The following is a 19,747-nucleotide window of genomic DNA, read 5'->3' on the forward strand; positions in this document are numbered from 1 at the left end:
ATGCGTCCGGGTTGAAATGACTCACTTCGCCGGTGCTGGTGGCCCCATCCAGTATTGCTGGTTCCACATCATGTTGTTCATCATCTGCTGCTGCATATTCAGGTACTGATCGGTCATGTACTGGCGTTGCCGAAGCTGCTCGGGCGTCAGGTTGGAGTAGTAACCGCCCATGTGCCCCCAACCGCCGCCACAACATCCCCGGCCGCCCATTCCCATCATTCCGGGGCCCATCATGCCGTATCCCATCATGCCCGGCCCCCACATACCGTGCATCGCGGTCATCGCGCTCTGCATCGTGGCCCAGTGCTGTTGCAACAGCCGCTGCCGCTCCTGAGGGTCCTGTGTTTGGCGAATCTGGTCCATTTGCGCCTGCATCACCTTCATCTGCTCCTGGACCTGCGCCAGTTGCTTGTCGAATTCAGCAGTGTTGGGCGCCGCAGCGGGGGCGCTTTTCTTGGTTGGCGTACTCTGCGCGACGGCGCTTACTGGCACCAACTGGCTGCCTAGAGCAAGGCCAGCGATGACAGCAACAACGATTTTTTTCATGATGTGTCTCCTGACACCGAACGATGATGAACAGGCCGAAATCTCTGCACCCAGCCTGTTTTCATAATGTTCGTCCTGGCTTTATTCGACTTGATGTCGGTCAACTGAGCACGCTTAGAAGCTCAAGTGTGCAAATGTGTCGAGGGAGGGATACCGGCACCGTCGTTTCGTCCAAGAATCCGTGCCAGCCATGATTGGCACGGCAGCCTTTCGACGCCGAGATCAGCGAACGAAGAATCCGTTTCCTGGGTGCCGAATCCGTAGCGGCGTCCTCCGCCGCTCGACTCGACCATTGGTCATCTTTTCAAATCAGTAGCTTAAGTTGAGATGTGGCGGATTTTTCGCGAATCCAGGCCGACGTTCACATAGGCGGAAGGAGTGATTCTCCCTTCGGGTCGTGCATGGCATAATGAATGCGAATAACTCTCATTAACAAAACGCACACATGAACACAAGCAGCACAACCGCAGCTCCCCTCTTTCGGTCCCGATGGGCTCGCTTTGCTGCCGTCGCTGGGCCTGGCCTGGTGGTCATGCTGGCCGACACCGACGCCGGCAGCATCATCACGGCCGCGCAGAGTGGTGCGCAATGGGGGTACAGCCTGCTATTGCTTCAAGCGATCCTCATCCCGATTCTCTTCGTCGTGCAGGAGCTTACGGTGCGACTTGGCATCGTGACGGGCCAGGGGCACGGGCGCGGGATTCAGCAGCACTTCGGGCCGGTTTGGGCGCGAATCTCAGTTGGAACTCTGCTGCTTGCCTGCGTTGGCGCGCTCGTGTCCGAGCTCAGCGGCATCGCTGGGGTCGGTGCCCTCGTTGGCATCCCCGCTTGGCAAAGCATGGCCGTCGTGGTGGTCGGGCTTGTCGCAATGGCATACACCGGCTCCTACCTGACCGTGGAGCGGATTGCGCTTGCCGTCGGGATGTTCGAGTTCGTGTTTCTGCTGGTGGCCTGGAAGGCGCAGCCCGAAGCACACCAGTTGGTCTCCGGCGCGATGAGCATGCCGTTACACGACACCAAGTACCTGTACCTGATCGCCGCCAATATCGGGGCAGTGATCATGCCCTGGATGGTGTTCTACCAGCAGTCCGCAGTGGTGGAAAAAGGATTGACGATCGATGATCTGCCGGCAGCGCGGTGGGACACCGCAGTGGGTGCCGTTGTAACGCAATTGATTATGGGGGCAGTGCTGGTCGCAACTGCGGCAACGATTGGCCGCGCAGGTAACGGGCAATCGCTCGATACGGTGCAGCAGATTGCGCAGGCAATCACTCCGTTCTTGGGCGAGCGCACTGGGACATTTATGTTCGCTCTTGGCATGATCGGCGCTGCCTTGGTCGCCACCATCGTTGTGACGCTTACAGCCGCTCGGGCTCTCGGCGAGGTCATGGGGTTCAAGCATTCGCTGGAACACCATCCGCGCGAGGCGCCATGGTTCTATGGTGTGTATACGTTGGCCCTTGCCCTCGGCGGTATCTTGGTCGCCTCGGGCGTGGATTTGGTCAAATTGAGCGTTGGCGTGCAGGTGATGAACGCGTTGCTCCTACCCATCGTCCTTGGCTTCCTGTATGTGCTGGCGCGCCGTGCACTGCCTGAGCCCCATAGCCTCAAGGGCGGCTATGCTGCTTTGGTGGTGACCATCATTGTCCTAACCGCGGGATTTGGTCTGTATTCCGGTGTGGTCGGGGCCCTAGGCTGATCGAGGGGTGAGCCAAACGAACTGCGCCTGACCGAAGATGCGCGCGAGTCCGACCAGCAGGCTTGCCCCCATGTCGGCGAACACGGCCATCCACATAGTCGCCTGCCCAGTGAAGGTAAGCACCAGAAGCACGGCCTTGATGCCGAGCGCGAGCGGGATCTTCTACATGAGTACCTGCGCCTAGCGCGGGAGAGCCACACGAAGGTCGGAAGGTTGCGCAGGTCATCATCCATCAGCGCCACGTCGGCCGTGTCGGTGCCCGCCGCGCCCATGACAAAGCCGATATGGGGCATCGTTGATTCCGTCCCCCGCCATGCCGACCTTGCCGGAGCGTGCGAGCTGCTCGACCTCGTGCAGCTCGTTGGCGGGCAGCAGGTTGCCTTGGGCGCGGTCGATTCCAGCCTGTGCGGCATTGCCTAGGGCCAGCCAGTGCCGCCGCCCAAGTAAACGAAGTCTGGCCCCCTGAGTCAGGTACGGCACCCGTCCGGGATGTGTTTTGGCTTTAGGATGGCTGTTTAAAGATGAGGTAGTCGAGATAAAGCCAAATTTCGCGCCACAGAAAGTTCGCCCGAGTGCTCAAGGACTCGAAACGGCTAGATGAGGTAGGCCCAGGCAGGGCCTGGAGTCCAATATCGTTAGCCATTGCAGTTGCTCTTCGCAAATGTAACGGATCGCTGACCAACAAAACCGTGTGGATTCCCAGTGGGTCTAATAGCTTCTTTGCATTGACAAGGTTTTGCCAAGTCGTACGCGAGGTGGTTTCCGCCAAGATCGCGTCAGGTGGTACACCGTGCTTGATAGCGTACTCGCGGCCGACTTTACCTTCACTTGGATAATCTGCCCCCGGTGTTCCGCCGGTGAATACCAGGTATCTCACCTGCTTGTTCTGGTAGCGCGTGATCGCCTCGTTAATCCGTTCACGATAAACGGGAGACGGCTTATTACCCCAGACTGCAGCGCCAAGAACAATAGCCGCATCCACGGGAGCATTGAACGACTGTTCTCCGTAACTGACAATCTGCCACGCTACTATGAACAATCCGATGGCGAACAAGAGGGCCAGCATCAGTGGCCCGATGACAATTGCGCGTCGGATTAACAATGGGCGTCGATTCACGTCATTCAACCGGCTGGCCTCCCCTTAACGAAAGGCCAAATCGCGCAGCTTTCTGAGAGAACTCCATCTCGACAGAAGCACATGACAAACACGGTTAGCCGATCCACAGTACCAACAGCGAAGCTAGCAAGCAGTAAAAGCCGAAGAAATGCCATCGGCCTTGCTCCAGCCAGCGCGAGAGCCACCGCAGCGCAACCCAACCTGCCAAAAAGCTCATCGCCATGCCGATCATGCTCGGCCCCATGAGGTGCAAGAATCCATCCGAGTGCATCGCTGTGGTGGTAGCTGCGTACTCTTTGTAGAGTCGATACGCTTCTTTGACGATCACTGCTGGGGTCAATACTACGGCCAACGCAAAGCTAAACTCTTCGGCACGTCGCCGCGCCACACCCAAGGCGAGCCCGGCCGAAATAGTGGCGCCTGAACGGGAGAAACCGCGAAATGGGAGACACAGCCCCTGCACAGCGCCAATCCATGCCGATTGGCGCAAGCTGAGGTTATCGATCCCTCGATCCTGGAGACGGGAGGACAGAATAATCAGCAGGCCGGCTGCCGCCAAGGCTGCGGCTATCAGGCGCGAGTTGCCAAACAGATGCTCGATCTCGAAATTCGCTGAGTCAGCTACGACTACATGCTTAATGAATTGCAGCAGCGTCACACCCACGATACCGGTTGCGAGCGTTGCAACCAGTATGCACAGGGCGTTAGTGCGAAATGCCTGTCCTGAACTGAAATAGGTGGCACGCCACGATTTCCAGAAATAGGCAATGACTGCGAACATCGTGCCGGTATGTAGCATGACCAGCAAAAGCGTCATTTGAGGCGCTGTTGGATCCAGCCCCATCAGCTTCTCGGCCACAATGACATGGGCCGAGCTCGATACAGGCAGCAGTTCGGCTGCCCCTTGAACGACAGCCAGGACAAGGATCTGTAGCAAGTTCATTTGTGCTTCTTCGCGGCAATTTAAAATTGGGACACGGGAATAAAGGGTGGCACTTGGTATAACTCAACCTGACTCGATGCCTGAGCGGGCATACTGGCGTTGCATCCTGGTGGCGCCCAGGAGACAGATCGCGCCAAGTGAAATCGCTACGTCAGCCAAGTTGAATGCGGGCCAGTGCCACGCTCGCCAATAGAAGTCGAGATAGTCGACGACCTGCCCACGCGCCACCCGGTCCGCTACGTTGCCGAGAGTGCCCGCGAGAATCAGCGCATAAGCCGCGGCTTCCAGTCGTGGTAAATTGCGGCGGAGCATCCAGATCAACCACGCGGACGCGGCGAAGGCGAGTGCGATAAAGAAATAGCGTTGCCAACCGCCGGCCCCGGCCAGAAAGCTGAACGCCGCGCCCGGATTGCGCACATGCACGAGATTGAAGAACGGTGCGATCTCCACACGCGTGCCGAGCAGCATGGAGGATGCCACGCTGAGCTTGACGACGTGGTCGAGCAGCGCGATCAGCCCCGCCAACAACAGCCATCGTGGCCACTCGCCTGTTCGTGATGAATGAAGCATGACCATGGCTCAATCAAAGAGGTCCGATCGCTTTGTAGGCAACGCGGCGGGACTTAACGCTTGTCCCCCTGGTTGATGCGGTGCCCTGTTCGCAGCCCGGGCCAAAGCGAAGAACTTCCCACCAGTCATTTGCGCAGCAACCTCAACCCGTTGCCGACCACCAGCAGGCTGGCGCCCATGTCGGCAAACACCGCCATCCACATGGTGGCCTGGCCGGTAAAGGTCAGCACCAGAAATACGGCCTTGATGCCGAGCGCCAGCGCAATGTTCTGCTTCAGCACCCCGGCAGTGGACCGGGATAGCCGTACGAACGCCGGGAGCTTGCGCAGATCGTCGTCCATCAGCGCGACGTCGGCCGTTTCGATCGCCGTGTCCGTCCCGGCGGCCCCCATCGCGAAACCGATATCGGCCCGTGCCAGTGCAGGCGCGTCGTTGATGCCATCGCCGACCATGCCGATGGCCCCTTGTCCGGCAAGCTGCTCGATTTCGCGCTGCTTGTCTTCGGGCAGCAGGTTGCCACGCGCGCGATCGATACCGACCTGCTGCGCGATCGCCTCCGCGGTATGCGGGTTGTCACCGCTCAACATCAGGGTTTTGATGCCCAGCGCATGCAACTCCTTGATCGCTTGGCGACTGCTGTCCTTGATGGTGTCGGCCACGCCGAACAGCGCGCGTACGCCGTCCGGGCCGATCAGCATCACAACGGTCTTGCCCTGGGTTTCAAGCGCGGCAAGGCTCGCTTCCAGCACCGGTGAGCACACGCCCAGTTCCTCGACCAGACGATGATTGCCCAGGTGATAGAGCACACCGTCGATATAACCCCGGACACCGCGCCCGGGCAAGGCCGCAAAGTCGGTGACGTCGCGCAGGGCTCGACCTTGGTCCTGCGCCGCGCGGGCTACCGCCTGGGAGACGGGGTGATCGGAGCGAACTGCCAGACTGGCGGCAAGCATCTCGGCGGCCGAAGCGTCGGCGCCATCCCAGGCCACGACATCGGTCAGCGCCGGCTTGCCGTGGGTGATGGTGCCGGTTTTATCGAGCGCCAACCACGTCAGCTTGCGACCTTCCTCGAGATAGACCCCGCCTTTGATCAGGATGCCGCGCCGCGCGGCGGCGGCCAGGCCGCTCACAATGCTCACGGGCGTCGAAATCACGAGGGCACACGGGCAGGCGATCACCAGCAGCACCAGCGCCTTGTAGATCCAATCCAGCCAGGTGGCGCCGAAGACCAGCGGAGGAATGATCGCTACCAGCAGCGCGACCGCGAATACGATGGGCGTGTACAGCCTGGCGAACTGATCAACGAAGCGCTGCGTGGGCGCTCGACTGCCTTGAGCGGCCTCCACTGCGTGAATGATACGAGCCAGTGTGGAGTCGCTTGCCGCCGCGGTAACGCGATACTCGAACGACCCCGACTCGTTGATGGTGCCGGCGAACACGGGGTCGCCTTCCGCCTTCTCGACCGGCAGACTCTCACCCGTGATCGGCGCCTGATTAACGGACGAGCGTCCCTGCAGGACCGTGCCATCGAGCGCAATACGCTCGCCCGGCTTGACCCGTACCCGGCTGCCGACCGCCACGGATTTGGCATCGACCTCGGTCCAACTGCCATCGGCGCGCTGAACCGTGGCCGTCTCGGGGGCGAGATCCATCAGACCACGGATCGCATCGCGCGCGCGGTCAAGCGAGCGGGCTTCGATGACTTCAGCCAAGGCGAAGAGCACCATCACCATCGCCGCTTCCGGCCAGTGGCCGATCACCATCGCCCCCGTGACCGCAATCGACATGAGGGCATTCATGTTCAGGTTGCGGTTCTTGAGCGCGATCCAGCCTTTCTTGTAGGTTGAGAGTCCGCCGGTCAGGATCGCGGCCAGCGCCAGGATCACCACCACCCAATGGTTGCCACCGTTGAGCCAATACACCACTTCCGCCAGGACGGCGTTCGCGCCGGCAATGGCAAGCGGCCACCATTTGGTGGGCGCGGCGTCTTGTTCGGGAAGCGGTGCTGCGGCAGAGCGGTCGCGCACCTCGGCATCGAAGCCAAGCGATTGAATGGCAGCCAGCACTTGCGGTAGCGCATCGGCAGCGTGTTGAACGGCGAGTGTGCGTTGGACGAGATTGAACTGCATGTCTGACACGCCCGCCATGCCCGCCAGCTTGCCGCGAATCAGCGTTTCTTCGGTCGGGCAGTCCATCTGACGAATGGTCAGGACTGTGCTCTGTCCGGCGGGGCTTTCATCCGCGCGAACCGCTCGCATGCCAACGGCTGCCAAGGCCTGCTCGATCGGCGCCGGGGATGGCAGCCGGTGCTGGACGGCCAGCGAACGCTGCATCAGGTTGAACTCAAGGTTGACCACGCCAGGCAGCGCCGCCAGCTTATTGCGAATGAGCGCTTCTTCCGTCGGGCAGTCCATGTTGTCGATCCGGTAGCGGGATCGTTTCAGGTCAACAGCCGCCGCATCGCCGTCCGCCGGCGTCACCACGTTGGTGGCAGCACAACCGCACCCCTTGGAGCCGCAATCACTCACAGCACCTCCCTTTGTCGCTTGAAATGGATTGGACTCAAGTACACACTCTATAGTTACTATAGAGTCAAGGGACTTCGGCCCGACATCATGAACATTCAGATCGGTGAATTCGCCAAGCGCACAGCCTGCCCGATTCAAACCATCCGGTACTACGAGCGCGAAGGCCTGTTGCCGCCGCCAGATCGCAGCTCGGGAAACTTCCGGCTGTACGGCGAGCGGCACATTGAACGGTTGCAGTTCATCCTCCACTGCCGGTCGCTGGACATGCCGCTGAACGACGTGCGTGCTCTCCTGCGCTACCGCGAGCAACCGGACGAGGATTGCGGCGTGGTCAACATCCTCCTGGACAAGCACATCCATGAGGTCGAGCGGCGCATCGAAGCGCTGGCGGTATTGAAGCGCCACTTGTGCGCTCTGCGCGAAACCTGCTCCGATGGCCGGGCTGCTGAAGCCTGCGGAATCCTGCAGGGGTTGTCCGAGGCTGGCTCCATGTGCGACGCCGACGCCACCCGTCAGGGCTGATACGCGGCCCACAAGGCGTCATCCCGATTTCTCGCGCTGATCCTCCGTGAAGGCACCTGCCTCCGCGATTGCGGGGACATGTCAATGTCCTTGTTGCGAAACATGAATTACAATCATTCTCATTCAAAGCTATCTCTCCCGCATCGCCGGTAGGCTCTTCATGCAATTGCAGCGCGTCGTTTCCCTCATCCTGTTCTACCTGCTGACATCGGTCTCAAGCGCGTACGCCGACACGCTGTCGACCCAAGACAAGACCAAGCAAGTCTGGCAGTTGCTTGACTATCTGGCGGTCGATTACGGCCGCTCCGTCAAGGATGGCCAGGTGGCCAACGCCGACGAGTACGCCGAAATGCAGGAGTTTGCGCATGCGGCGGAGCGTCAGATTGCCGAGCTGCCAGCTGGGGCACAGACGCAAGCCCTGCTCAAGGATGCCGGGGCATTGCGCACGCTCATTGCTGACAAATCCGCTTCTGCCGCCGTCGGTGAGCAGGCGCACAAACTCGCGGACAGCTTGCTGGCCGCCTATCCGGTGCCCATGGCGCCCAGTAAGGTGCCCGACCTCAAGCGCGGCGCTACGCTGTATCAAAGCCAGTGCGCGTCCTGCCACGGCAGCTCCGGACACGCGGATGGCCCACTGGCCGCCAAACTGAGTCCGCCGCCCATTGCCTTGGCCGACCACCAACGCGCCCAGGAGCGCAGCGTGTTCGCCCTCCAGCAAATCATCACGCGCGGTGTCGAGGGCACCTCGATGCCCAGCTTCGCGCAACTCACCGACGATGATCGTTGGGCGCTCGCCTATTTCGCGTCGACCTTGTCGTATTCCAATGCGGATCGGCAAGCCGGCGCCAAGTTGTGGGCGTCCCGCCCGGAGCTGCATAGCGCGGTGCCGACGCTCGCCAAGCTCAGCCAGACGCCCGAAGCGTTGCTGGCCAAGACGATCAACCCGGATGCCGCGCGGCAATTGACCGCCTATTTGAGAAGCACGCCGGATGTGCTGAACGCCTCCAACGCAGACAGTCTCGCGATCGCCAAGGACAAGCTCAAGGAAAGCGTGGCCGCCTTCGATCAGGGCGACAAATCGACCGCCTCACGCTTGGCGCTCTCCGCCTACCTCGACGGCTTCGAGCCGGTCGAACCGGCTCTGGCCGCCAAGAACCAGTCGCTGTTCCAGGACATCGAAAAGACGATGGGCCTGTATCGCAACGCGATCACCACCGGCCAGGCTGAGCAGGTACGGGAAATCGCGCAGCATCTGCAGACCATGCTGACTGAAGCCCAGGATGCGCTGGGCGGCACCAACGACCCGCTGTCGACGTTCCTGGGCGCTTTGACGATTCTGCTGCGCGAAGGCCTGGAAGCGCTGCTCGTCGTGGTCGCCATGATGGCGTTCCTGAAGAAGGCCGAGCGTACCGACGTGCTTCCGTATGTCCATGCGGGCTGGATCGCTGCGCTGGCTGCCGGTGGGCTGACGTGGGCCATCGCCACGTACCTGGTGGACTTGAGCGGGGCCAGCCGTGAAATGACCGAAGGTTTCTCGGCGATTTTTGCGGCTGTGGTTCTGCTCGGCGTGGGCATGTGGATGCACCAGAAGAGCCTGGCGGGTCGCTGGCAGGCCTACGTGAAGCAGAAACTGTCCTCCGCGCTGAACAAGCGTTCGGCGATCATGCTCTTCGTGCTGTCGTTCGTGACGGTGTACCGCGAGGTGTTTGAGACCGTGCTGTTCTACGCCGCGCTGTGGAGCGAAGGAAACGGCATCTACCTGCTGGCCGGGTTGGGCTCGGGGATCGCCATCCTGGCGGTCATCGCCGTCGTTCTGTTGCGCTCCTCGGCACGCCTGCCAATCGGCCAGTTCTTCGCCTTCAGTTCGGCCCTGGTCGGTGTCCTAGCAGTGGTGTTGATCGGCAAAGGGGTGGCGGCGCTGCAGAAGGTCGGCTTCCTGCATATCACGCCGATTTCGATGCCACGCATCGACGTGCTCGGGATTTATCCCTCCGTGCAGACGGTGATCGCACAGGTAGCGATCTTGCTCATCATTGCGCTCAGCATCGCGTATAACCTACGATCGCAGAAGGCATCGAGCAAAGCGTAGTCGCTGCCACCTTGATTTGAGAGTTCAATGGCGGATATCGACAGGTACCTGCAGGCTGCGACCCGCGATCACACGCGGCGCAGCTATCAGTCTGCTATCCGTCATTTCGAGCAGGAATGGGGTGGCTTCCTGCCAGCCAGCGCCGACAGCATTGCACGCTATCTGGCCGAGCACGCGCAGGTGCTCTCCATCAATACACTGCGACAACGGTTGGCTGCGATCGCGCAATGGCATGTTGCGCAGGGCTTTCCTGACCCCACGCGAGCACCACATGTCCGCAAGGTGCTCAAGGGCATCCAGGCACTGCACCCCGCGCAAGAGCGGCGCGCCAAGCCGTTGCAGCTCGCCCAGTTGGAACAACTGGTTGCCTCGCTGGATGCGCAGATCGCCGCCGCCTCGTCTGAGGGCAACGCCCATCAACTCCAGGTGCATACCCGCAACAAGGCGCTGGTGCTGATCGGCTTCTGGCGGGGCTTCCGGTCGGACGAACTGAGTCGGCTGCAGATCGAGCACATCACGGTGGAGCCCGGCCGGGGCATGACGATTTTCCTGCCGCGCACCAAGACGGACCGCAACCATGTCGGCACGACCCACAAGGCGCCCACGTTGTCGCGCTTGTGCCCAGTCGCCGCCTACGAGGCCTGGCTGGCGGCGTCCGGCCTGACTGAGGGCCCGGTGTTCCGCAGGATTGACCGCTGGAGCCGAATCGCCACCGATGGACTGCAGGCCAGCAGCATCGTGCCTTTGTTGCGCGCGCTGCTCCATCGCGCGGGACTGCCGCAATCGGACCGCTACAGCAGTCACTCGCTGCGACGCGGCTTTGCAACCTGGGCGAACTCGAACCAGTGGGATCTCAAGATGCTGATGGAATACGTCGGCTGGAAGGACGTACGCTCGGCCATGCGCTATATCGACGCGGCCGACCCATTCGCGCAGCATCGAATCGAAACAGCGCTGTCGGTCGCACCCCCGCCGGGCATTGCAGGCTGACAGGTTCGATCAAGCGGACCTCTTCAATTGCTTTGGCGAAGCGACCTTGCATGATCCGCTAACGGGCACGATTGGGGTTGACTAGGGCGCATGAGACGTGACGCCGCACCCGCACCAAGTTGTCCTTCACGCTTGGCTTGCGCGTCGCCGAGGTGCCGCCTCCAACAATGCGTCCTGGTATTGGTGGATCGGGAAGCTCAGAATGCCCCGGAAATTCACATGCGCGAAGTGTGCCGGCCCCATGCGTCGGAGCCAGTCATCGTCGACGCGTTGCCTCTTACCGCGCCATGCGTCGACTGTGACTTGCATCCGTTGCATGTTCCAGCCAATCACCAGATTCGTCAGCAGCGTGAGCGATCCGGAAATCGCCATCATCTCGTCCTGACGCCGCCCACGATCGTGCTGGACTTTGCTGGAGTAGATGGCCCGCTGGAGCTGGTGTACCGATTCGCCACGGTTGAGCAGCGTGCGCAGCTCCCGCCGAAACTCGCTGTTGCTGAAGAAATCGCACAGGAATAGCGTGCGCAACAGCTTGCCCAGTTGATCGGCTGCCCGGTGGATCGGGTCGCCCTGGGCAGCGCTGCCAAATCGCTGCAGCGCCACGATGGCGCTCACGCGCCCAGAGTGAATGGAGGCCACCAGGCGCAGCAAACCATCCCAGCCTTCACGGATCGCCTTGGGCGAGATGTCGAGCGAGACGGCACCCTCCAAACCGTCTGGCACCTGCAGGCCGCGCGGCAGGTACAGCTTGCGCTCCGACAGATTGCGCAGCCAGGGACACAGATCGAAGCCGAGCAACTTGGCTACCGCCATCCCCACGTTCGTGTATCCATGGGTATCCACGGCAAGACGGAGCAACCCGCCGTCGGCGCGGGTCTCGTTGTGGCGCATCACGCCTTCGATCGCAACGCCAGTCTGGCGCTCGTTGAGCACCATGGGCTGGTTGTAGACGATCCCGTGCTGGTCCAGCACGTGCGTATAGATCCCGACAGCATGGGTGCGGCGGCGTGGGTCGGCGCGAGCGTAGAACAGGTGGGGTGAGGTATCCAGGCTCATCGAATCGCTCGACGCCAGTTGCCCCGTTCCCCACAGCTCGGTGATCGGGTGCGTGCGCTGGAATTCCACCACCCGCTCGTTCGCACGGCGCAGCCGCCCAGGCATCTCCAGGGCGCGCATCGCGGTTGAGACATGCGCGGGGTCCAGTTGCGGGATCATGGCCGCCACTCCCTTGGCATCCAGTTCAGTGCCGTGGGCAATGAGCCCTGCGTAGAGCGCGATCAGTTCATGCGAGTCTCTGGCCTTGCGGGCCAGCAGCACTTCACTGAAATTGGTACGCGCATCCATCTCCAGGATCATGTCGGCAAACTGCGCGTTGCCGATGTCCTTGAACAGCAGATCACGGGTGCGCGTGGGTATGCCGTCTGTGTCCGCCGCTTCGAGCGGCGACTGATGGAGCACGCCATTTGCATCAATGGTGAAGTGGCCGGCTTCGCGGGCCTCGTTCAGTGCGGCGAGACTCGCTTTCAGGTGGTCCGTCAGCCGGTTGAGATAGGTGTCCGCTTGGCTCGGCAAGCCGAGCGAGGACAGATACCGGTCACGTTCGCCCCCCCACTGCGACGGTGGGATCAGCAACTGATCGCGCTCACGGAACGACAGGCTGTGGTTGATCCACACCGTGCCGCGGCGCAGCCCTCTGCGCAAGCCCAGCATCGCGCTGGCTTCCATGGCGCGCATCGCGCGCTGACGGTCTTCGCTGTTGACCAAGTCGCGCCAACTGGCACTGACCGGCACCTGGCAGTCGGGCGGCAACTCCGTCGCCCCTCGATCATGCAAGCTGCCGACGAACTCTAGCTGCTGCACAGCAGGATCGGCGCCGTTGCTGGCAAACTCCAATCCGCGCAGAGCAGTCAGGAGATTGCGGATACGGTGTTGGTCTTCGGTGAGCGTTTCGCGCACACTGGCCGCGTGGCTCGCGGGTGGTTTGGCCGAGAAGCCCTCCAGCAACTTGCCGATGTCGGCCAGCCGGTCTTCCGCTGAACGACGGGTATCGTCAACCAGCGCTTTGATGTCGACCAACTGCTGCCGGTATTCAACAGCCGAGCGCACTTGCTTGGCCGTGGTCTTGTTGTAAGCCCGGCGGACCAGGTCGGAAACGCGCCGCCCGGATTGGTAGGCCATCGCATCCGTCAGCTCCAGCAGGGTCACGCGCAGGAAGAACACCAGTTCGATCGTGCGCGTCGAGGTTTTCAGTTCGCGGACTTTGGCGGGGCGGCGAGCCTGGATGCGCTGGCCGTAGGCGCGCTGTTTTTCGATGGGGGCAGCATCGAATGCCCAGGTATGTGCGCCGAGATCCTTCAGGAAGCGGATCTTGTCCAGCGTCTCGGTCATGGTTGACGGGCTGTGCCGGGCTGGTGGGGTCTTGAGCCATTCGAGTATGGTCGTACCCGATGTTGCATGCTGAGCGAACACAGCCGCTTCGGCCTGTGCGATCTGCGTCAGCGGAACAACTGCCTCAATCATGGCCAGCAATTCGCGCTCGATGCCGGCCCAAATGGAACGGGCAATATCCAGCAGTGCGCGCGTGGAAGGGATCAGAATCCGTCGCTCATACAGCCAGAAGTGAGCGTGCTGGAGCAACTCATCGATCGTCAGCGATTCGGCGGCATCCTGCCGCATCCAGGCTTCCAGCCCAGCCCACTGGTCGCCATCAAGCCGCGTCAGGCCAAGGTAGTCGCATGCCCAAACCTGATGTTCGTAAAGGGTCTTGTATCGCTGATAAATGGTGCGCAGCGAAGCAATGGTTGGCGTCGACACCCCCAGCCTGGCGCCGATATAGCGCAGCAACTGCCGGGGAAGGGTGTTGAGTTGGTCGAGGGTATGACCGCTGGCGCGAAGAAAGACCAGTTGGATGGCGGCCCCGGCGCGGCCGTCACGCCGGAATTTCTGGTTGATCGCGACGACATCGCTCTCGGTCAGCGCGAAGTAGCGGTCGACGTCGAACTCTGACAACCGCGTGGGCAAGGAGTCCTTCCCCACATAGCGAAATTCCAAGCCCGGCATCTTCAGCCCCCGTCAAGGTGGCGCGATCCGAAATCGCGGGCGAACATCGTACTCCTGAAGTCACTCGGGGGCAGCAGACAATTGTCAGCAAAGACCGCGGTGCCTTATGGATAAAGGCTTTGTGGGGAAACCGCCAGATTTTGCACGAAAAGTACGACTACCCCAAGCTGCGGCTGGGCGCGGCGCGCGCCGATGTGGGCGGCACGGGCGCGTTCCAGTCGATTCCCAGCATGTCGGCGCGCAAGGCCTACGCCGTGGAAGGCGGCGTCGACTACGCCTTCACCACGGCCTTTACCGGCTCGGCCGATGTGCTGTACCGCCGTAACACGACGCTGTCGAACAGCTCAATGGTCTACCGGCTGCTGGGGCTGTACAGCCTGTCGAAGCGCACCACGCTGGTGGCCAACGTGGCGTATCTGAAGAACTCGTCGAGTGCGACGGAAGCGCTGGTCAACACCACGTCGGGCGCCATCGGCGGCGGTGTGCCGGGCACAAGCCAGACCTCGGTGGCGCTGGGCGTGCGTCACACCTTCTGACCCGCGCGAAGCCGGCCCCGCCACCTGCCCCGGTATGTGGCGCGGCTGCCCGCAGATGCGGCCACACGCACCAGAACGACGCATGCCCGGCGCGCACGCCGCGAATTTGCCGCGCGCAGACAGGCACACCTATTGCACCAACCCGACATGACCCGCGCCCCCACCGCTCCCGCTGCCGTCGCTGCTCCCGCTGCCGACTCCCTCGAACTCGTTGCGCTGACCAAGCGTTACGCGCAAGACGCCGTGGCGGTCGATGCCATCAACCTGCGCGTGCCCGCCGGCAGCTATTGCTGCCTGCTGGGCCCGTCGGGCTGTGGCAAATCGTCAACGCTGCGCATGATTGCCGGCCACGAGCATGTGAGCGACGGCGACATCCTGCTGGGCCACCGCAACATCACCAACCTGCCGGCGGCGTCGCGCGGCACGGCCATGATGTTCCAGAGCTACGCGCTGTTTCCCCATTTGAGCGCGCTCGACAACGTGGCCTTCAGCCTGAAGATGCGCGGCATCAACACACGCGAACGCCGCCAACGCGCGCAGGCGTTGCTCGAACGCGTGGCGATGGGCCACCTGGCGCAGCGCCGGCCGGGCGAGTTGTCGGGCGGCCAGCAGCAACGCGTGGCGCTGGCACGTGCGCTGATCATGGAGCCGCGCGTGCTGCTGCTGGACGAACCCCTCTCTGCGCTGGACCCGTTCCTGCGCACGCAGATGCGCGCCGAGCTGCGGCGCTGGCAGCAGGAGCTGGGGTTGACCTTCGTGCATGTCACGCACTCGCAGGAAGAAGCGATGGCGCTGGCCGACCAGATGGTGGTGATGAACCACGGCCGCATCGAACAGGCCGGCAGCCCGCGCGAGATCTACAACCAGCCGGCCAGCGCGTTTGTTGCCACCTTCATCGGCGGACACAACCTGCTGGAAGACGCGCATGGGCCCGTGGCGGTGCGCATCGATCGCATGGCCCTGCACGCCGATGAGGCCACCGCCGGAGACCGCCCGCGCCTGCAAGGCCGCATCTGCGACATCGAATACCAGGGCACGCACGTGCTGGTGAGCGTGGAAGGCGTGGCGCTCTCGCCCTCGCAACGCGTGACGGTGAGCCTGCCCGAGACCGACGCCGCCATCCCACGCCTGGCGCTGCATCAACCCATCTGGGCTTCGTGGGATGCCGCGCAGGCGCACCGTCTGCCGGCCGGCTCCGCAGCCTGACACCCGAGACCCGACATTCCAATCCGCAGCCTGACGGCTTCAGGCGCTGCCTTCACCTTCACATCAGGGGTTGCAACATGTCTGACGATTCCAACGACTTCAAGGCCGGCCGCCGCACCGCACTCAAGGGCATGGCCGCCATCCTGGCCACCGGCGTCGTACCCGCGATCCACGCGCAAGAAAAGCTGACGCTGCGCTACCTCGGCACGGCGGTCAACCAGGACAAGCTGATCGCCGAGAAGTTCGAAGCCGATACCGGCATCCGCGTGCAGTACGTGGCGGTGACGACCGATGAGATCACCAAGCGCGCCGTGACCGCGCCGAGCAGCTTCGACCTGATCGACACGGAGTATTTCTCGCTCAAGAAGATCGTGCCGACCGGCAACCTGCTGGGCATCGACGCGCGGCGCATCAAGAACGCCGACAAGATCACGTCCCTGTTCACCAAGGGCGAGGTGGCCGGCAAGAAGGTGGGCGACCAGGGCACCGCGCCCAAGAAGGTCATGTACCTGCCGGGCGCCAATGCGACCACGTTCGCGGCCTCGCCCACGCAGTTCATGACGCTGATCCCGACCGTGTACAACGCCGACACGCTGGGCATTCGCCCCGACCTCATCAAGCGCCCCATCAACTCGTGGGCCGAGCTGCTGAACCCGGAATTCAAGGGGCGCGCGTCGATCCTGAACATTCCGTCGATCGGCATCATGGACGCGGCGATGGTGGTGGAAGCCAAGGGGCTGCACAAGTACGCCGACAAGGGCAACATGACCCGCGCCGAAATCGACCTGACCATCAAGACGCTGATCGAAGCCAAGAAGGCCGGCCAGTTCCGCGCGCTGTGGAAAGACTTCAACGAAAGCGTGAACCTGATGTCTTCGGGCGAGGTGGTGATCCAGTCGATGTGGAGCCCGGCGGTGACGGCCGTGCGCAGCAAGGGCATCGACTGCACGTTCCAGCCGCTGAAGGAAGGCTATCGCGCGTGGGCTGCCGGCTTTGGCATTCCGAAGACGGTGTCGGGCAAGAAGCTCGATGCGGCATATGAATTCATCAACTGGTTCCTCGACGGCTGGGCCGGTGCGTACCTGAACCGGCAGGGCTACTACAGCGCCGTGCTCGAAACGGCCAAGGCCAAGATGGAGCCATACGAGTGGGCCTACTGGATGGAAGGCAAGCCCGCCGCCAAGGACATCAAGAGCCCGCACGGCGATGTGCTCGCCAAGGCCGGCAGCGTGCGCGACGGCGGCAGCTACGAACAGCGCATGGGCGGCATCGCCTGCTGGAACGCGGTCATGGACGAGAACGAGTACATGGTCCGCAAGTGGAACGAGTTCGTCGCCGCCTGACCATGACGACCACAGCACCGTCCACATCGTCAGCACCGTCGGCAGCGTCGGCGCCGGCCAACGACGCACCCGCTGCCGCCCGGCGCCCGGTCGGTCCGGGCTTGCAAGCGCTGCCGTTTGCGGCGGTGTTCGTGGTGTTCTTCCTCATCCCGCTGGGGCTGGTCGCGATGGTCAGCTTCTGGGATTTCAACGAGTACGCGCTGCTGCCGACCTTCACCTTGCGCAACTACGCCAAGCTGTGGGAAGGCTGCGGCCACCTCAATGAATACGGCGATCTGTGCGTGACCGCGTCGACGTATCTGTCGACGCTGCGCTTTGCGCTGGGCACCTGGGCGCTCACGCTGGTGCTGGGTTTTGCGCTGGCGTACTTCCTCGCGTTCCACGTGCGCTCGGCTGCCGTGCAGACGCTGCTGTTCGTGATCTGCACCGTGCCGTTCTGGACGTCCAACGTGATCCGCATGATTTCGTGGATTCCGCTTCTGGGCCGCAACGGCCTCGTCAACCAGACGCTGCAGGCCATGCACCTGATCGATCAGCCGCAGGACTGGCTGCTGTATTCGAACTTCTCGGTGCTGCTGGCGTACGTGCACCTCTACACCATGTTCATGATCGTGCCGATCTTCAATTCGATGATGCGCATCGACCGCGCGTTGCTCGAAGCCGCGCGCGATGCCGGCGCCACCGCGTGGCAAACGCTGTGGCATGTGATCGTGCCGCTGTCGCGCAGCGGCATCCTGATCGGCTCCATCTTCATCCTGACCATCGTGATGGGCGATTTCGTCACTGTCGGCGTGATGGGCGGTCAGCAGATTGCCTCGGTCGGCAAGATGATCCAGGTGCAGACGTCGTACCTGCAGTTTCCGCTGGCGGCCGCCAACGCCGTGGTGCTGCTGCTGACGGTGCTGATGATCATCTGGGGCCTGACCCGCGTGGTCGACATCCGCAAGGAGCTTTGACATGCAAGCGCGCTTTCGTGAACCACGCGCCCCCGGCTTCTGGCCGCTGGCATGCCTCTTCGCGCTGTTTGTGCTGTTCCTGTACGGGCCGATGCTGACGATCTTCGCGCTCAGCTTCCAGGGCCCGGACGGCGGGTTGACGTTCCCGATGAACGGGCTGTCGCTGCATTGGTATCGCCAGCTGGCCGAGGGGCTGGGCGTGGTGGATATCGGCGCGGCGTTCCGGCGCTCGCTGGCACTCGGCGCGGTGGTGATGGCGCTGACCATGGGGCTCTCGCTGCTGGCCGCGCTGGCGTTTCGCAAGCGGCTGCGCGGCGGCGGTGTGCTGTTCTATGTGACGGTGGCCAGCCTGATCATGCCGTCGATCGTGGTGTCGCTCGGCATCGGCCTGCAGTTCCGGCTCATCGACACGGGCCTCAAGGCGCTGCTCACCGCGATGGGCATGAGCGATCAGGCCGACAGCTTTGGATCGTCGCTTGGCCTGTGGACCTCCGCCCTGGGCGCGCACCTCACGTGGACGCTGCCGTTCGGCCTGCTCATCATGTTCGCCGTCTTCAACCGCTTCAACCCGGCCTACGAAGAAGCCGCGCGCGACCTGGGCGCCACGCCGTGGCAGACCTTCCGCCACGTCGTGCTGCCGCTGATTGCGCCATCGCTCATCGGCGTGGGCATGTTCGGTTTCACGCTGAGCTGGGACGAGATTGCGCGCACCTCGCAGGCCATCGGCGACGTCAACACGCTGCCGCTCGAGCTGCAAGGCTTGACCACCACCGTCACGACGCCGTCCATCTACGCGCTGGGCACGCTCACCACCGTGGTGTCGTTCGTGGTGATGGGGCTGACGATGCTGGCCATTGTTCGACTGCGCCGCCGCCAGCGCGCCGGGCGTGTCGACTGAACGCGTGCCAATGACCATCGCTACCGAATCCTCCCGCCCGCGCCGGCTGCTGTTGATCAACCCGAACACCACAAGCGCGCTCACACAGACCATCACACGCTTCGTGCAGGCCGCATTGCCCGGCGATGTTGTTGTGGAATCCGTCACCGCCCGATTTGGCGCGCCGTACATCGCCACCGAAGTCGGCTACGCCGTGGCCGCGCACGCCGCGCTCGACGCATGGACGCGGGCGGAGCAACCAGCCATCGACGCCGCCATCATCGGCTGCTTTGGCGACCCCGGGCTCTTCGCGCTGCGCGAGGTGGCGCCGTGCCCCGTCACCGGCCTGGCGGAAGCCGCGTTGATGGAAGCGGCAACGTACGGCAGTTGCGCGGTCATCACGGGCGGCCACGCGTGGGGGCCGATCCTGGAGCGCTTGCTGCCCACGCTGGAGGGCGGCCACACCGTGCGCGACATCCATACCGTCGAACTCGACGGGGCCGCGCTATACGCCGAGCCGGATGCCGCAGAACAGATCTTGATCGGCGCCTGCACGACCGTCCTGCGGCGCCAGCCCGTGGACGCGATCGTGCTGGGCGGCGCCGGGCTGGCGGGCCTCGCGCAGAAGCTGCAAGCCCACGTTCCCGTACCGCTGATCGACAGCGTGACAGCAGCCGCGCGCCAGGTGTGGCATGCCCAGCGCGGCGGGCATGGCGCGCTGCCGGCGTGGATGGCGCCCGCCACGCACGCTTGAACGGGGTGCGG

General features: G+C 62.9%; 16 protein-coding genes and 1 pseudogene. 10 read left to right on the forward strand and 7 right to left on the reverse strand.

The window, feature by feature from the left end; all coding sequences use genetic code 11:
- Positions 1-21: 21 nt before the first annotated feature.
- Entirely contained in the window at positions 22-546 is a 525-nt protein-coding gene (locus R2676_RS24390; protein WP_009240727.1) for a hypothetical protein, read from the reverse strand.
- A gap of 532 nt (positions 547-1,078) precedes the next feature.
- Here R2676_RS24390 and R2676_RS24395 point away from each other — a divergent pair.
- Positions 1,079-2,245 (forward strand): NRAMP family divalent metal transporter, encoded by a 1,167-nt coding sequence (locus R2676_RS24395; protein WP_009240728.1) that lies wholly within the window; start codon positions 1,079-1,081, stop codon positions 2,243-2,245.
- Here R2676_RS24395 and R2676_RS24400 read toward each other — a convergent pair.
- The 5 genes and pseudogenes from R2676_RS24400 to R2676_RS24420 form a co-directional block, all read right to left on the reverse strand.
- Positions 2,237-2,692 (reverse strand): annotated as a pseudogene (locus R2676_RS24400) (hypothetical protein); the annotation flags it as partial. The gene R2676_RS24395 and the pseudogene R2676_RS24400 sit on opposite strands and share 9 nt — an antisense overlap.
- 55 nt (positions 2,693-2,747) lie before the next feature.
- Complete coding sequence (locus R2676_RS24405; RefSeq protein WP_223293271.1) at positions 2,748-3,311, reverse strand: YdcF family protein; 564 nt, start codon at positions 3,309-3,311, stop codon at positions 2,748-2,750.
- A 145-nt stretch (positions 3,312-3,456) separates the two neighbouring features.
- Positions 3,457-4,305 (reverse strand): undecaprenyl-diphosphate phosphatase, encoded by an 849-nt coding sequence (locus R2676_RS24410; protein WP_009240731.1) that lies wholly within the window; start codon positions 4,303-4,305, stop codon positions 3,457-3,459.
- 63 nt (positions 4,306-4,368) lie between these two features.
- On the reverse strand, positions 4,369-4,881 hold the full coding sequence (gene lspA / locus R2676_RS24415; RefSeq protein WP_009276927.1) for a signal peptidase II: 513 nt from the start codon (positions 4,879-4,881) through the stop codon (positions 4,369-4,371).
- A 119-nt stretch (positions 4,882-5,000) separates the two neighbouring features.
- Positions 5,001-7,403: a heavy metal translocating P-type ATPase gene (locus R2676_RS24420; RefSeq protein WP_410482524.1), complete on the reverse strand. Its 2,403-nt coding sequence runs from the start codon at positions 7,401-7,403 to the stop codon at positions 5,001-5,003.
- Between the two features lie 87 nt (positions 7,404-7,490).
- Between R2676_RS24420 and cadR the strand changes: the two genes are divergently transcribed.
- The 3 genes from cadR to R2676_RS24435 all read left to right on the forward strand — a co-directional run bounded on the left by cadR (position 7,491) and on the right by R2676_RS24435 (position 11,004).
- Positions 7,491-7,925 (forward strand): Cd(II)/Pb(II)-responsive transcriptional regulator, encoded by a 435-nt coding sequence (cadR, locus tag R2676_RS24425; protein WP_009240734.1) that lies wholly within the window; start codon positions 7,491-7,493, stop codon positions 7,923-7,925.
- A 160-nt stretch (positions 7,926-8,085) separates the two neighbouring features.
- Entirely contained in the window at positions 8,086-10,014 is a 1,929-nt protein-coding gene (locus R2676_RS24430) for a cytochrome c/FTR1 family iron permease (protein ID WP_009240735.1), read from the forward strand.
- Positions 10,015-10,041: 27 nt separating this feature from the next.
- Entirely contained in the window at positions 10,042-11,004 is a 963-nt protein-coding gene (locus R2676_RS24435; RefSeq protein WP_316887544.1) for a site-specific integrase, read from the forward strand.
- A 126-nt stretch (positions 11,005-11,130) separates the two neighbouring features.
- Here the strand turns inward: R2676_RS24435 and R2676_RS24440 are convergent, their stop codons facing one another.
- Positions 11,131-14,064 (reverse strand): Tn3 family transposase, encoded by a 2,934-nt coding sequence (locus tag R2676_RS24440; RefSeq protein ID WP_009240737.1) that lies wholly within the window; start codon positions 14,062-14,064, stop codon positions 11,131-11,133.
- Positions 14,065-14,183: 119 nt separating this feature from the next.
- Here R2676_RS24440 and R2676_RS24445 point away from each other — a divergent pair, with 119 nt between their 5' ends.
- The 6 genes from R2676_RS24445 to R2676_RS24470 all read left to right on the forward strand — a co-directional run bounded on the left by R2676_RS24445 (position 14,184) and on the right by R2676_RS24470 (position 19,736).
- Positions 14,184-14,600 (forward strand): porin, encoded by a 417-nt coding sequence (locus R2676_RS24445; protein WP_316887545.1) that lies wholly within the window; start codon positions 14,184-14,186, stop codon positions 14,598-14,600.
- Between the two features lie 147 nt (positions 14,601-14,747).
- Positions 14,748-15,806, forward strand: coding sequence for an ABC transporter ATP-binding protein (locus R2676_RS24450; RefSeq protein ID WP_206273235.1), 1,059 nt, complete (start codon positions 14,748-14,750; stop codon positions 15,804-15,806).
- A gap of 77 nt (positions 15,807-15,883) precedes the next feature.
- Positions 15,884-17,149 carry an ABC transporter substrate-binding protein gene (locus R2676_RS24455; RefSeq protein ID WP_206273234.1) on the forward strand — a complete coding sequence of 422 codons (1,266 nt, stop codon included), beginning with the start codon at positions 15,884-15,886 and terminating at the stop codon, positions 17,147-17,149.
- A 2-nt stretch (positions 17,150-17,151) separates the two neighbouring features.
- Complete coding sequence (locus tag R2676_RS24460) at positions 17,152-18,105, forward strand: ABC transporter permease (RefSeq protein ID WP_206273233.1); 954 nt, start codon at positions 17,152-17,154, stop codon at positions 18,103-18,105.
- Position 18,106: 1 nt separating this feature from the next.
- Complete coding sequence (locus tag R2676_RS24465; RefSeq protein ID WP_206273232.1) at positions 18,107-19,003, forward strand: ABC transporter permease; 897 nt, start codon at positions 18,107-18,109, stop codon at positions 19,001-19,003.
- Positions 19,004-19,013: 10 nt separating this feature from the next.
- Entirely contained in the window at positions 19,014-19,736 is a 723-nt protein-coding gene (locus tag R2676_RS24470; protein WP_206273231.1) for an aspartate/glutamate racemase family protein, read from the forward strand.
- The last annotated feature ends 11 nt before the right edge of the window (positions 19,737-19,747 follow it).

It is taken from the genome of Ralstonia flatus, assembly GCF_958439105.1.
In the GTDB taxonomy this organism is placed as follows: Bacteria; Pseudomonadota; Gammaproteobacteria; order Burkholderiales; family Burkholderiaceae; genus Ralstonia; species Ralstonia flatus.

Excerpts from the sequence above, each read along its gene's own strand:
- R2676_RS24390 (WP_009240727.1), bottom strand. The coding sequence starts at position 546 with ATGAAAAAAATCGTTGTTGCTGTCATCGCTGGCCTTGCTCTAGGCAGC.
- R2676_RS24395 (WP_009240728.1), top strand. The coding sequence starts at position 1,079 with ATGCTGGCCGACACCGACGCCGGCAGCATCATCACGGCCGCGCAGAGT.
- R2676_RS24405 (WP_223293271.1), bottom strand. The coding sequence starts at position 3,311 with ATGCTGGCCCTCTTGTTCGCCATCGGATTGTTCATAGTAGCGTGGCAG.
- R2676_RS24410 (WP_009240731.1), bottom strand. The coding sequence starts at position 4,305 with ATGAACTTGCTACAGATCCTTGTCCTGGCTGTCGTTCAAGGGGCAGCC.
- lspA (WP_009276927.1), bottom strand. The coding sequence starts at position 4,881 with ATGGTCATGCTTCATTCATCACGAACAGGCGAGTGGCCACGATGGCTG.
- cadR (WP_009240734.1), top strand. The coding sequence starts at position 7,491 with ATGAACATTCAGATCGGTGAATTCGCCAAGCGCACAGCCTGCCCGATT.
- R2676_RS24430 (WP_009240735.1), top strand. The coding sequence starts at position 8,086 with ATGCAATTGCAGCGCGTCGTTTCCCTCATCCTGTTCTACCTGCTGACA.
- R2676_RS24435 (WP_316887544.1), top strand. The coding sequence starts at position 10,042 with ATGGCGGATATCGACAGGTACCTGCAGGCTGCGACCCGCGATCACACG.
- R2676_RS24440 (WP_009240737.1), bottom strand. The coding sequence starts at position 14,064 with ATGCCGGGCTTGGAATTTCGCTATGTGGGGAAGGACTCCTTGCCCACG.
- R2676_RS24450 (WP_206273235.1), top strand. The coding sequence starts at position 14,748 with ATGACCCGCGCCCCCACCGCTCCCGCTGCCGTCGCTGCTCCCGCTGCC.
- R2676_RS24455 (WP_206273234.1), top strand. The coding sequence starts at position 15,884 with ATGTCTGACGATTCCAACGACTTCAAGGCCGGCCGCCGCACCGCACTC.
- R2676_RS24460 (WP_206273233.1), top strand. The coding sequence starts at position 17,152 with ATGACGACCACAGCACCGTCCACATCGTCAGCACCGTCGGCAGCGTCG.
- R2676_RS24465 (WP_206273232.1), top strand. The coding sequence starts at position 18,107 with ATGCAAGCGCGCTTTCGTGAACCACGCGCCCCCGGCTTCTGGCCGCTG.
- R2676_RS24470 (WP_206273231.1), top strand. The coding sequence starts at position 19,014 with ATGACCATCGCTACCGAATCCTCCCGCCCGCGCCGGCTGCTGTTGATC.